11 protein-coding genes are annotated in these 11149 nt (G+C 73.9%); 10 read left to right on the plus strand and 1 reads right to left on the minus strand.

Annotation, left to right across the window (positions count from 1 at the left end; genetic code table 11):
• Positions 1–10: 10 nt before the first annotated feature.
• The 10 genes from AB2L28_RS12920 (at position 11) to AB2L28_RS12965 (ending at position 9951) form a co-directional block, all read left to right on the plus strand.
• Entirely contained in the window at positions 11–1438 is a 1428-nt protein-coding gene (locus tag AB2L28_RS12920; RefSeq protein ID WP_370719370.1) for an efflux RND transporter periplasmic adaptor subunit, read from the plus strand.
• A gap of 35 nt (positions 1439–1473) precedes the next feature.
• Complete coding sequence (locus AB2L28_RS12925; protein ID WP_370719453.1) at positions 1474–2208, plus strand: ABC transporter ATP-binding protein; 735 nt, start codon at positions 1474–1476, stop codon at positions 2206–2208.
• On the plus strand, positions 2205–3401 hold the full coding sequence (locus tag AB2L28_RS12930) for an ABC transporter permease (protein WP_370719371.1): 1197 nt from the start codon (positions 2205–2207) through the stop codon (positions 3399–3401). Before AB2L28_RS12925 ends, AB2L28_RS12930 begins: the two co-directional genes overlap by 4 nt.
• 23 nt (positions 3402–3424) lie before the next feature.
• The gene (gene dop, locus AB2L28_RS12935) at positions 3425–4999 is read left to right on the plus strand and encodes a depupylase/deamidase Dop (protein WP_370719372.1); all 1575 of its coding nucleotides are present in this window, start codon (positions 3425–3427) and stop codon (positions 4997–4999) included.
• Positions 5000–5141: 142 nt separating this feature from the next.
• Positions 5142–5351, plus strand: coding sequence for a ubiquitin-like protein Pup (locus tag AB2L28_RS12940; protein ID WP_370719373.1), 210 nt, complete (start codon positions 5142–5144; stop codon positions 5349–5351).
• 66 nt (positions 5352–5417) lie between these two features.
• The gene (gene prcB, locus AB2L28_RS12945) at positions 5418–6290 is read left to right on the plus strand and encodes a proteasome subunit beta (RefSeq protein ID WP_370719374.1); all 873 of its coding nucleotides are present in this window, start codon (positions 5418–5420) and stop codon (positions 6288–6290) included.
• Positions 6291–6293: 3 nt separating this feature from the next.
• The gene (gene prcA / locus AB2L28_RS12950) at positions 6294–7007 is read left to right on the plus strand and encodes a proteasome subunit alpha (RefSeq protein ID WP_370719375.1); all 714 of its coding nucleotides are present in this window, start codon (positions 6294–6296) and stop codon (positions 7005–7007) included.
• A 69-nt stretch (positions 7008–7076) separates the two neighbouring features.
• Positions 7077–8438: a Pup--protein ligase gene (pafA, locus tag AB2L28_RS12955; protein ID WP_370719376.1), complete on the plus strand. Its 1362-nt coding sequence runs from the start codon at positions 7077–7079 to the stop codon at positions 8436–8438.
• Positions 8439–8655: 217 nt separating this feature from the next.
• The gene (locus AB2L28_RS12960; protein WP_370719377.1) at positions 8656–9504 is read left to right on the plus strand and encodes an FKBP-type peptidyl-prolyl cis-trans isomerase; all 849 of its coding nucleotides are present in this window, start codon (positions 8656–8658) and stop codon (positions 9502–9504) included.
• Between the two features lie 69 nt (positions 9505–9573).
• Positions 9574–9951 (plus strand): FKBP-type peptidyl-prolyl cis-trans isomerase, encoded by a 378-nt coding sequence (locus AB2L28_RS12965; protein WP_370719378.1) that lies wholly within the window; start codon positions 9574–9576, stop codon positions 9949–9951.
• Between the two features lie 59 nt (positions 9952–10010).
• Here AB2L28_RS12965 and AB2L28_RS12970 read toward each other — a convergent pair whose 3' ends face one another.
• On the minus strand, positions 10011–11105 hold the full coding sequence (locus AB2L28_RS12970; RefSeq protein WP_370719379.1) for a DUF3866 family protein: 1095 nt from the start codon (positions 11103–11105) through the stop codon (positions 10011–10013).
• Positions 11106–11149: the final 44 nt, after the last annotated feature.

Here is an 11149-nt window from a genome sequence, read left to right on the forward strand (position 1 = left end):
GTGTGACCGCGTGCGAGCCCTCACCCACCCCCGAACCCCGTCCGGTCCCCGGCGGCGCGCCCGGCGCGCGGCCCGGGGCCTGTCCCTCGCGGCGTCCGGGGTGCTGGCCGCGCTGGTCGTGGCGGGGTGCAGCTCGGGTGAGGACGAGGCGACGATCGGCACCGGCGAGGTCACCCGCGGCGACGTGCAGCAGGTGGTCGACGCCGCCGGTCAGGTCCAGCCGCGGGCCTCGGCGGTCCTGACGGCCCCCGCGGCCGGCACGGTCGCGACCCTGGCGGTCACCGACGGCCAGGAGGTCCAGGCCGGGCAGGTGCTCATGACCCTTGAGTCCCCCTCCGCCGTGCAGGCGCTGGAGCGGGCGCGCTCGGCCGACGCCGAGGCGGCGCGCAGCGGTTCGGGGGCGGGGGCGGCGGTGACGCCGAAGCAGCTGGCGGCCCAGCAGCGCGCGGCCCAGCGCGACGCCGAGGCCCGCTTCGCCCAGGCCGAGGCGCAGGCCCGCGCGATCCCGGACCCGACCGCCCAGGCGGCCGCCCTGGCGGCGGTGCAGTCCTCCCGGACCCAGTACGAGCTGCTGGCCTCCCAGACGCAGGCCCTCGTGGACCAGGTCAACGCCGGTCTGGGCAGCCTGGACACCGCCGTGGCCTCCCTCGGGTCGGCCCAGCGCGTGCAGACGCGGGCCGCGGTCGCGGCCGCGCAGGCCACCGTGGACGCGCTGACGGTGACGGCGCCCATCTCCGGGCGGGTCTCGCTGGGCTCCTCCGGCGGCGGGGGCGGGTCCGCGCTGCCGGCGGGGGCCGAGCAGCTGCTCGCCGGCAGCGGGGTGTCGCTGCCCGGCGGGGCCGGGGGGGAGGCCGCCGCCGCGGCCGGGGCGCCCGTGCTGGCCCAGGGGGCCGCGGTGTCGCAGGGCGCCACGCTCGTCACGGTCATCGACGCCTCCACCCTGAGCCTGACCGCCGACGTCGACGAGACCGACGTGCTGCAGGTGCAGCCCGGGGTGGAGGCGGACGTGATGGTGGACGCCGTCGAGGGCGCCACGTACCACGGGACCGTGACGAGCGTGGACCCCACCGCCAGGAGCGGCGGCGGTGGCGGGGTCACGTACACCGTCCGCCTCAGCTACGACGGCGGCACCGGCGCTGACGGTGCCCCGGCGGCGACGCCCCTGCCGGGCATGAGCGCCACCGTCTCCCTCGTGGTGCGCAGCGTGAGCGGTGTCGTCGAGGTGCCCGCCTCGGCGATCGTGCGCGCCGGGTCCCCGAACGGGTCGAAGGACTCCGACAGCGTGTGGGTCGTCCGCGACGGGCAGGCCGAGCGGCGCGAGGTGCGCGTCGGGGTCCGCGGCGACGCCGACGTGGAGGTCGCGCAGGGGCTGCGCGAGGGCGAGACGGTCGTCACCGACGGTGCCGCCGACGTGAGCGCGGGGCAGCAGGTCCCGTGACCCACGGCACCACCGACCGGACCGGACCGTCCGACCTGCCGGGGGCCCGCCCCGGGCCCGGGGGCAGCGCGGCGGGCAGCGCGGCGGCCATCGAGGCCGTCGACGTCACCCGCTCCTACCGGTTCGGGGACACGACCGTCCAGGCCCTGCGCGGGGTCAGCTTCACCGTCGCCGAGGGCGAGTACGCCGCCATCATCGGGCCCAGCGGATCGGGCAAGTCCACGCTCATGCACCTGCTCGGCTGCCTGGACCGCCCCACGTCGGGGGTGCTGCGCGTCGGTGGGCGCACGGTCGCCGAGCTGTCCGACGGCGAGCTCGCCGCGCTGCGCAACCGGGAGATCGGCTTCGTGTTCCAGGCCTTCCAGCTGCTGCCGCGTTCCAGCGCCCTCGACAACGTGGGCCTGCCCCTGCTGTACCGCGGGGTCAAGGTCGCCGAGCGGCGCGAACGGGCCGCCGCGGCGCTGCGGGCCGTGAACCTCGGGCACCGCCTGACCCACCGCCCCACCCAGATGTCCGGCGGGGAGCAGCAGCGCGTGGCCATCGCCCGCGCCCTCGTGGGCGAGCCGCGCATCCTGCTGGCCGACGAGCCGACGGGGAACCTGGACTCCCGCAACGGCGCGGAGGTCATGCGCGTCCTGGAGGAGCTGAACTCCGAACGCGGTGTCGCGGTCGTCCTCGTCACCCACGACGACGAGGTCGCCGGCCGCGCGCGCCGGCAGGTGCGGGTGCGCGACGGGCTCGTCGAGCACGACTCGGCGGTGCGCGCGTGAAGGGCTGGGAGGCGTTCCGCGTCGCCCTCGACGCGCTGCGCGGCAACCGGGTCCGCAGCCTGCTGACGATGCTCGGCATCATCATCGGCATCGCCGCCGTCATCGTGGTGGTCTCCATCGGCTCCGGGGCCCGTCAGCAGATCGAGCGGCAGGTCGAGGGCCTGGGCTCCAACCTCATCCTCGTCGTGCCCGGGCAGTTCGACACGAACAACCTCGGCAACAACGCCGCCGCGACGTCCACGATGCAGGTCAAGGACGGTGAGGTCCTCGCCGACGTCGTCGGCGACCCGCGCGCCGTCACGGCCCGCGTCACCACGGGGGCGCAGGTGCGGGCCGGCACCCGGGAGCAGTTCACGACGATCCAGGGCGCGGACCAGAACCTGCCGCAGGTCCTGACCCGCCCCGTCGCGGACGGGCAGTACTTCACCTCCGTCGACGTCGACTCCCGCCGTCGCGTCGCGGTCCTGGGGGCGGCGGCCGCGCGGAACCTGTTCCCCGGCACCGACCCCGTCGGGCGGCAGGTGACGATCTCGGGCACCCGCTTCCAGGTGATCGGGGTGCTCGCCGAGCAGGGCGAGAGCTTCGGGGTCTCCCTCGACAACGAGATCCACGTCCCCATCACCACCGCCCAGCGGTTGTTCTCCCTCGACCGCGTCGACGCCTTCGCGGTCAAGGCGCCGTCGGCGGCCACGGTGCCGCAGCTGTCCGAGCGGCTGTGGCAGGCCATGAAGGCGGAGTACCCCGACCAGACGTTCTCGGCGGTCACCCAGACGCAGATCCTCGGCGTCATCGGGCAGATCCTCGGGCTGCTGACGGCGGTGCTGGCCGCGATCGCGGGCATCTCCCTGCTCGTGGGCGGTGTCGGGGTCTCCAACATCATGCTCGTCTCGGTCCGGGAGCGGACCCGGGAGATCGGGCTGCGCAAGGCCCTGGGGGCCCGCCAGCGCGACGTCCTCGTGCAGTTCCTCGTCGAGGCCGTCCTGCTGACCAGCGTCGGCGGCGTCATCGGCATCCTCATCGGGGTCGCGGTCTCGATCGGCGTGAACGAGGTGTCCCCGCTGCCGGCCGTCATCGAGTGGTGGAGCCCGGTCGTCGCCTTCGTCGTCTCCGCCGCGGTCGGCATCTTCTTCGGGGTCTTCCCCGCGCGGCGGGCCGGGCGGCTGGACCCGGTGGTGGCCCTGCGGACGGAGTGAGACCGGGCACGTAGGGTCGGCCCATGACGGTGCGCCGCGTGGTGGGGATCGAGACGGAGTACGGGATCTCGGTGCCCGGCGACCCCGGGGCCAACCCGATGCTGCTGTCGGCGCAGGTCGTCAACGCCTACGCCACCGCCACTGCCGGCGGTCGGACCCGGCCGCGCTGGGACTACGAGGACGAGGCCCCGCTGCGCGACGCGCGCGGGTTCGAGGTGGACCGGGCCAGGGCCCACCCCTCCCAGCTCACCGACGCCCCGCGCCGGGCCACGCCGAACGCCTCGGACGTGGTGAGCGCGGAGACCGAGGACCCGACGATGGCCAACGTCATCCTCACCAACGGGGCCCGGTTCTACGTCGACCACGCCCACCCCGAGTACTCCTCCCCGGAGGTCCTCACCCCCCGCGACGCGGTGCGCTGGGACCGGGCGGGGGAGGCGATCCTGCTGGAGTCGCTGCGCCGCGTCGCGGCCACCCCCGGTCTGACGCCGGTGACGATCTACAAGAACAACACCGACGGCAAGGGCGCCTCCTACGGCACCCACGAGAACTACCTCATGAGCCGGTCCACCCCGTTCGGCGACGTCGTGCGCCACCTCACCCCGTTCTTCGTCTCCCGGCAGGTCTTCACCGGCGCCGGTCGCGTGGGCCTGGGGCAGGACTCGCGCGAGGCCGGTTTCCAGATCAGCCAGCGCGCCGACTTCTTCGAGGTCGAGGTGGGGCTGGAGACGACGATGAAGCGGCCCATCATCAACACCCGCGACGAACCGCACGCCACCGTGGACAAGTACCGCCGCCTGCACGTCATCGTCGGGGACGCCACGATGTGCGAGGTCGCCACCTTGCTGAAGGTCGGCACCACCTCCCTGGTCCTGGCGATGCTGGAGGACGGCTGGCTGGAGGGCGGCCCGGCGGGGGACCTGCTGCTGTCCGAACCGGTCCGGGCCCTGCACGAGGTCTCCCACGACCCGGGCCTGACCCACCTGGTCCGGCTGCGCGACGGGCGCCGGATGAGCGCCGTGCAGCTGCAGCGGGCCTACCTGGAGGCCGCGCATGCCTACGTCGCCGACCGCTACGGCGCCGACGTCGACGCCGACACCGCCGAGGTCCTGACGCGCTGGGAGCAGGTGCTGGGCCGGCTGGAGACCGACGTGTTCTCCGCGGCCCGGGAGGTCGACTGGGTCGCCAAGCTGCGCCTGCTGGAGGGGTACCGCTCCCGCGACGGGCTGGACTGGGACAACGCCCGCCTGCAGGCGGTGGACCTGCAGTGGTCCGACGTGCGCCCGGAGAAGGGCCTGCACCGCAAGCTGGCGCAGCGGGGGCAGGTCGAGACGCTGCTGAGCGAGCAGGAGGTCGCCCACGCCGTGGACCACCCGCCGACGGACACCCGCGCCTACTTCCGCGGGGAGTGCCTGGCCCGCTACGGCGCCCGCGTGGCGGCCGCGAGCTGGGACTCGGTGATCTTCGACGTCGCCGGTCGCGGCGCGCTGCAGCGGGTGCCGACCCTGGAACCGCTGCGCGGGACCCGCGAGCACGTCGGGGCGCTGCTGGACCGCTGCGAGAGCGCCGAGGACCTCGTCGCCGCGCTCACCGGCTGACCCGTCGCCGGGTCGCGGTCCGGTGACGGCCCGGTGACGTGCGCCGCAGATCGGGCCACCGGCGGTGGTGCGGGGTTAGTGTCGTGGGCAGGTACCGGACCGGCTGGTCCGGTGGGGTCCGACACGTCAGGGGGAGCCAGCCATGCCTGGACAGGAGCAGCAGCGCCCGAGCCGGCGCGAGGACGAGACCGAGGACGTCCCCGCGGTCCCGGCCCAGGGAGCGGGCCAGACGTCCGCCAAGAGCTCCGAGACCGACGCCGACGTCGACGCCCTGCTCGATGAGATCGACGAGGTCCTGGAGTCCAACTCCGAGGAGTTCGTGCGCGGCTTCGTGCAGAAGGGCGGCCAGTAGCCGCCCCGCACCCCGGCCACGGTCCGTCCCGGCGGGGTCACGGCCCCGCCGGGTAGGGTCGCTGGGGTGAACCACTCCAGCGACCAGTCGGGACGGTTGCCGGCCGCGTTCCTGCGGCCCGGGTCGTCGTCCTTCACCGAGTTCGTGCGCGAGTACTCGCCGGACGTCCTGCCCGCCGCCCGCACCCTGCCGGCCGGTGCGCTGCCCGGCGGCGGCCCCGGTGCGGGGCAGGCCCCGCACGCCACGACGATCGTGGCGATCGTGTTCGCCGACGGGGTCGTCATGGCCGGGGACCGCCGCGCCACCGCGGGCCCGGTGATCGCCCAGCGCGACATCACCAAGGTGTTCCAGACCGACGAGCACTCCTGCGCCGGGATCGCCGGCGTCGCGGGCCTGGCCGTGGAGATGATCCGGCTGTTCCAGGTCGAGCTGGAGCACTTCGAGAAGCTCGAGGGGACGCTGATGTCCTTCGAGGGCAAGGCGAACCGCCTCTCCACCATGATCCGCGGGAACCTGGGCCTGGCCATGCAGGGCCTGGCCGTCGTCCCGCTGTTCGCCGGGTACGACCTGGACGCCGGCCGTGGCCGCATCGTCGGCTACGACGTCACCGGCGGGCGGTCGGAGGAGCACGACCACCACACCGTGGGGTCCGGCTCGGTCTTCGCCCGCGGCGCGCTGAAGAAGCTGTACCGGCCCGGCATGGACGAGGCGCAGACCGTGCGGGTCGCGCTGGAGGCCCTGTGGGACGCCGCCGACGACGACTCGGCCACCGGCGGCCCGGACCTGCTGCGCAAGATCTGGCCCGTCGTGGGCGTCGTCACCGCCGCCGGGTTCCGCAAGGTCCCCGACGCCGAGCTCGAACCCGTCGTCGAGGCCGTCGTGGCCGGTCGGCGCGGCAACCCCGGGGGCAACCCCGGCATCACGGGACAGGAGGCCTGAGCGATGAGCGTCCCCTTCTACGTCTCGCCCGAGCAGTTGATGAAGGACAAGGCCGACTACGCGCGCAAGGGCATCGCGCGCGGGCGGGCCGTCGTCGTCGTCGCCTGCGCCGACGGCATCGTCTTCGCCTCCGAGAACGCCTCCCGGGCGCTGCACAAGATCTCCGAGATCTACGACCGCGTCGCCTTCGCCGCCGTCGGCAAGTACAACGAGTTCGAGAACCTGCGGGTGGCCGGCGTCCGGTACGCCGACGTGCGCGGGTACTCCTACGACCGCTCCGACGTCACCGCCCGCGGGCTGGCCAACGCCTACGCCCAGACCCTCGGGGCGATCTTCACCACCGAGTCCAAGCCCTACGAGGTCGAGATCGTCGTGGCCGAGGTGGGCCGGACCCCCGAGACCGACCAGGTCTACCGCCTCACCTACGACGGGTCCGTGGCCGACGAGCACGGCTTCGTCGCCATGGGCGGGTCGGCCGAGCAGATCACCGCCAAGCTGCGCGAACGCTGGGCACCGGGGCTGTCCCTGTCCGCGGCGCTGCGCCTGGCCGTGGAGGCCCTCGGTTCGGACGCGGCCGCCGAGGCCGCGGGTCAGGGCCCGCGACCCATCGCCGCCGACCAGCTCGAGGTCGCCGTGCTGGACCGCACCCGCGAGCGCCGCACGTTCCGCCGGCTCACCGGACCGACCCTGGCGGGGTTGCTCGACCCCCAGGGGTAGCCGGTGCCGCGGGGGTGGTCTCGCGCGTCTCGCTGCGCCGCACGGCGCCCGTGTGCCTAAGGTGGGGAGATGGATCGCCGGATCTTCGGGCTGGAGACGGAGTTCGGCGTCACCTGCGCCTTCGAGGGTCAGCGCAAGCTGTCCCCGGACGAGGTGGCGCGGTACCTGTTCCGCAAGGTCGTGTCGTGGGGCCGTTCGAGCAACGTGTTCCTCAAGAACGGGGCACGTCTGTACCTCGACGTGGGCTCGCACCCGGAGTACGCCTCGCCCGAGTGCGACGACGTGCGCCAGCTGGTCGTGCACGACCGCGCCGGTGAGCGGACCCTGGAGGGTCTGCTGACCGACGCCGAGCGGCGGCTGGAGGAGGAGGGGATCGCCGGGGAGGTGTTCCTCTTCAAGAACAACACCGACTCGGCGGGCAACTCCTACGGCTGCCACGAGAACTACCTGGTGTCCCGGCACGGGGAGTTCGGCCGGTTGTCCGACGTCCTCATCCCCTTCCTGGTCTCGCGTCAGCTCGTGGTGGGCGCGGGCAAGGTCGTGCAGACGCCGCGGGGTGCGGTGTACTCGCTGTCGCAGCGGGCCGACCACATCTGGGAGGGCGTCTCCTCCGCGACGACCCGCAGCCGGCCGATCATCAACACCCGGGACGAGCCGCACGCCGACGCCGAGCGGTACCGGCGCCTGCACGTCATCGTGGGCGACTCGAACATGTCCGAGACGACGACGATGCTCAAGCTCGGCGCCACCGACCTCGTCCTGCGGATGGTCGAGGAGGGGGTGCCGCTGCGGGAGATGACGATGGAGAACCCGATCCGGGCGATCCGGGAGATCTCCCACGACCCGACGGGCCGCAAGCCGGTGCGCCTGGCCAACGGCCGGGAGGCGTCCGCGCTGGAGATCCAGGGGGAGTACCTGGAGCGGGCCAAGGAATTCGTCGAGCACCGCGGGTTGCAGACCCCGACGGTGAAGCGGGTCCTGGACCTGTGGGAGCGGGCGCTGCGGGCGGTGGAGACGCAGGACTTCTCCCTGGTGGACCGGGAGGTCGACTGGGTCATCAAGAAGAAGCTGCTGGACCGGTACATGGCCAAGCACGACCTGCCGCTGACGTCGGCGCGCATCGCGCGGCTGGACCTGGCCTACCACGACATCCACCGGGGCCGGGGGCTGCACTACCTGCTGGCCCAGCGGGGCATGGCCGAGCGGGTGTGCTCGGACATCGAGGTCTTCGAGGCGCTCAGCGTGCCGCCGCAGACGACGCGGGCCAAGCTGCGCGGGGACTTCGTGCGCGCCGCGCAGGACAAGCGCCGCGACTTCACGGTGGACTGGGTGCACCTGAAGCTCAACGACCAGGCCCAGCGGACGGTCCTGTGCAAGGACCCGTTCAAGGCTGTCGACGACAGGGTGGAACGGCTCATCGACAGCATGTGAGGATCCATCGGCGGGCGCCCAGGCCGCGCGGTTACGCTGACCCGGTTCGACCCGTCGATGAGTGAGGACCTTCGTGCGCCGCCGTACCGCCCTGATGTCCGCGTCCGCCGCCTTGGCGATGTCCCTGCTGGGCGCGTGCGCGTCCGAGGGAGACACCCCGACCCCGAGTGAGCAGACCTCGTCGGCGTCCGCGTCGGCCAACGCGATCGAGCCGGCGGTGACCGATGACACCCTGCCCGTGGACGTCACCGAGGGCGTGACCCCCGGGGTGAAGCCGACGGTGGTGTTCACCCCGCCCCTGACGGTGTCCGAGACCTCCCGCAAGGTCATCACCCAGGGCACCGGGCCCGAGGTGGGGGTGGACGACAAGGTCGTCTTCGACTACACCCTGTACGCCGGGTCCACGGGGGAGGAGCTGGACACCAGCTACGGCGGGACACCGGCCCGCTTCGAGCTGGCGAACATCACCAAGGGGCTGGCCCGCGGCTTCGTCGGCGCCCACGTCGGGGACCGCCTCGTCATCGCCATCGCCCCCGACGACGGCTTCGGCGACGCGGTGCAGCAGTTCGAGAAGGAGAACGTCGACGCGTCCACGACGATCGTCGTCGTCGCCGACGTCGTCAAGGTCGTGCCGACCGCGGCGGAGGGGGCGCCGGTGACCCCGCCGGCCGGGCTGCCCACCGTCGTCACGAACGACCAGGGCGTGCCGACCGGCTTCGAGATCGCCGACCCGACCCCGCCGGCCGACCTGGTCGTGCAGCCCCTCATCGAGGGCACCGGCCCGGAGGTGACGGCGGGCATGAACCTGTCCGTGCAGTACCTGGGCGCCCGGTTGGCCGACGGTGAGGTCTTCGACCAGTCCTGGACGCGGGGTGAGCCCTTCTCCTTCGTCATCGGCCAGGGCAACGTCATCCCCGGGTGGGACGACGGGCTGGTGGGTCAGAAGATCGGCAGCCGCGTCGAGCTCGTGATCCCCGCCGAGCAGGCCTACGGCGAGGAGCCGAGCAACCCGAACGCCCCGGCCGGCGCCCTCGTCTTCGTCGTGGACATCCTCGACGGGTTCTGAGCCGAGTGCTGAGCCCGCACGGGTCCGGTGGGGCCGGGAGCCACCGGACCCGGTGGGTAGGGTCGGGGCATGAGCGAACGCACCAAGCCCGAAGTGGACTTCCCCGAGGGCGAACCGCCCACCGACCTCGTCATCACCGACGAGATCGTCGGTGACGGGACCGAGGCGACGCCCGGCAAGACCGTCAGCGCGCACTACGTGGGCGTGGCGTTCAGCACCGGTGAGGAGTTCGACTCCTCCTGGAACCGCGGCCAGCCGCTGGACTTCCCCGTGGGGGCCGGCATGGTCATCCAGGGCTGGGACCAGGGCCTGCTGGGCATGAAGGTCGGTGGCCGGCGCAAGCTGGTCATCCCCCCGCACCTGGGCTACGGCGACCGCGGCGCCGGCGGCGCCATCAAGGGCGGGGAGACCCTGATCTTCGTCGTGGACCTCGTCGACGTGAAGTGAGCTGACCTCCCGCACGACTGCGCACGAGACCCCCCGGGCAGTCTGCCCGGGGGGTCTCGTCACGTCCGGGTCAGCAGCGCCGCGGCGTGCCGGCCGGCCGCGGCGGCGGCCACGAAGCTCGCCCGGTCGGCCTCCAGCCCCCGCCCCATCGTCGACAGCCGCACGGGGCTGGTCGCGAGCGCCTCCTCCAGCCCGGCCGCGGGGACCTCGACGTAGCGGTGCCGCCCGCACAGCGACCGCGCCTGCTCCCGCACGCCGTCGGCGAACGGGCCGGGGGTGTCGGGCACGGGCACGTCGGCGGGGGCCAGGGCGACCCGCCCGACGGCGGTCAGGGAGTGGTGGGAGATCCCGCGGTGCCGGGGCCGGGCGTCGGCCTCGGAGACCCGCAGGGCCGCCACGGGCCGCCCGCCCAGCACCGCGGCGGCGTTGAGCGCCTCCCCGGCGGCGACCCCGGAGAACCCCCAGCGCGAGCCGGTCCCGAGGTTGCCCGGCCCCTGCGCGACGACGACGACGTCGGCGCCGGTGACGAGGACGGCGGCCAGCAGGCCGGTGTGGACGGTGGCGGTCTCCAGGTCCCCGCCGAAGGCCTGGCCGGTGGTGACGCAGGCGGCGATCCACCCCGCCTCGCGCAGCCCGGACACGGCGCGGGAGAACGCGGCCGGCAGCGCGCCGCCGTCGGTCATGACGTACGCGACCCGCGCGCCGGGGGCGTCGGCGCGGATCCCGGCGACGACCGCGGGCAGCGCCGAGTGCAGGTCGGCCACCACGACGGGCGTGCCGGCCAGGTCGTCGGCGTCGGCGAGCAGGTCGTGGTGCGCGGACTCCTGGTCGTCGGCGCCCAGGACCATCGTCTGCAGCGGCGTGTACCGGGCCTTGACGAGGTGCCCGGGTCCCGGCGGCGGGTCCTCGGGCAGGGCGTCAGGCAGCGCGACGACGAGCGCGTAGCCGCCGGTGCCCAGGCCCCGGGCCAGCGCCGAGACGTTGAGCAGGACCCGGTCCCCGGGCCGGGGGGTGCCGACGAGGTCGGGGTGGGCCAGGGCCTTGACCCCGGTGCCGGCCTCGGGGCCGGAGGTGAGGGTGGCGTGCAGCTCCACCGAGCCCGCCCACGTCGCCCCGAGCCGATCGACCGTTGCAGAACGCCACCTGATCGTCACTTTCCGAGCGTACGCAGGCTGCGCGCGGCCCGCGTTCCGGTAGC

It is taken from the genome of Kineococcus mangrovi, from assembly GCF_041320705.1.
Taxonomy (GTDB): domain Bacteria; phylum Actinomycetota; class Actinomycetes; order Actinomycetales; family Kineococcaceae; genus Kineococcus; species Kineococcus mangrovi.

Bases quoted from the DNA above. Each gene is read 5' to 3' on its own strand.
- prcA (WP_370719375.1), top strand. From the start codon at position 6,294: ATGAGCGTCCCCTTCTACGTCTCGCCCGAGCAGTTGATGAAGGACAAG.
- pafA (WP_370719376.1), top strand. From the start codon at position 7,077: ATGGATCGCCGGATCTTCGGGCTGGAGACGGAGTTCGGCGTCACCTGC.
- AB2L28_RS12940 (WP_370719373.1), top strand. From the start codon at position 5,142: ATGCCTGGACAGGAGCAGCAGCGCCCGAGCCGGCGCGAGGACGAGACC.
- dop (WP_370719372.1), top strand. From the start codon at position 3,425: ATGACGGTGCGCCGCGTGGTGGGGATCGAGACGGAGTACGGGATCTCG.
- AB2L28_RS12965 (WP_370719378.1), top strand. From the start codon at position 9,574: ATGAGCGAACGCACCAAGCCCGAAGTGGACTTCCCCGAGGGCGAACCG.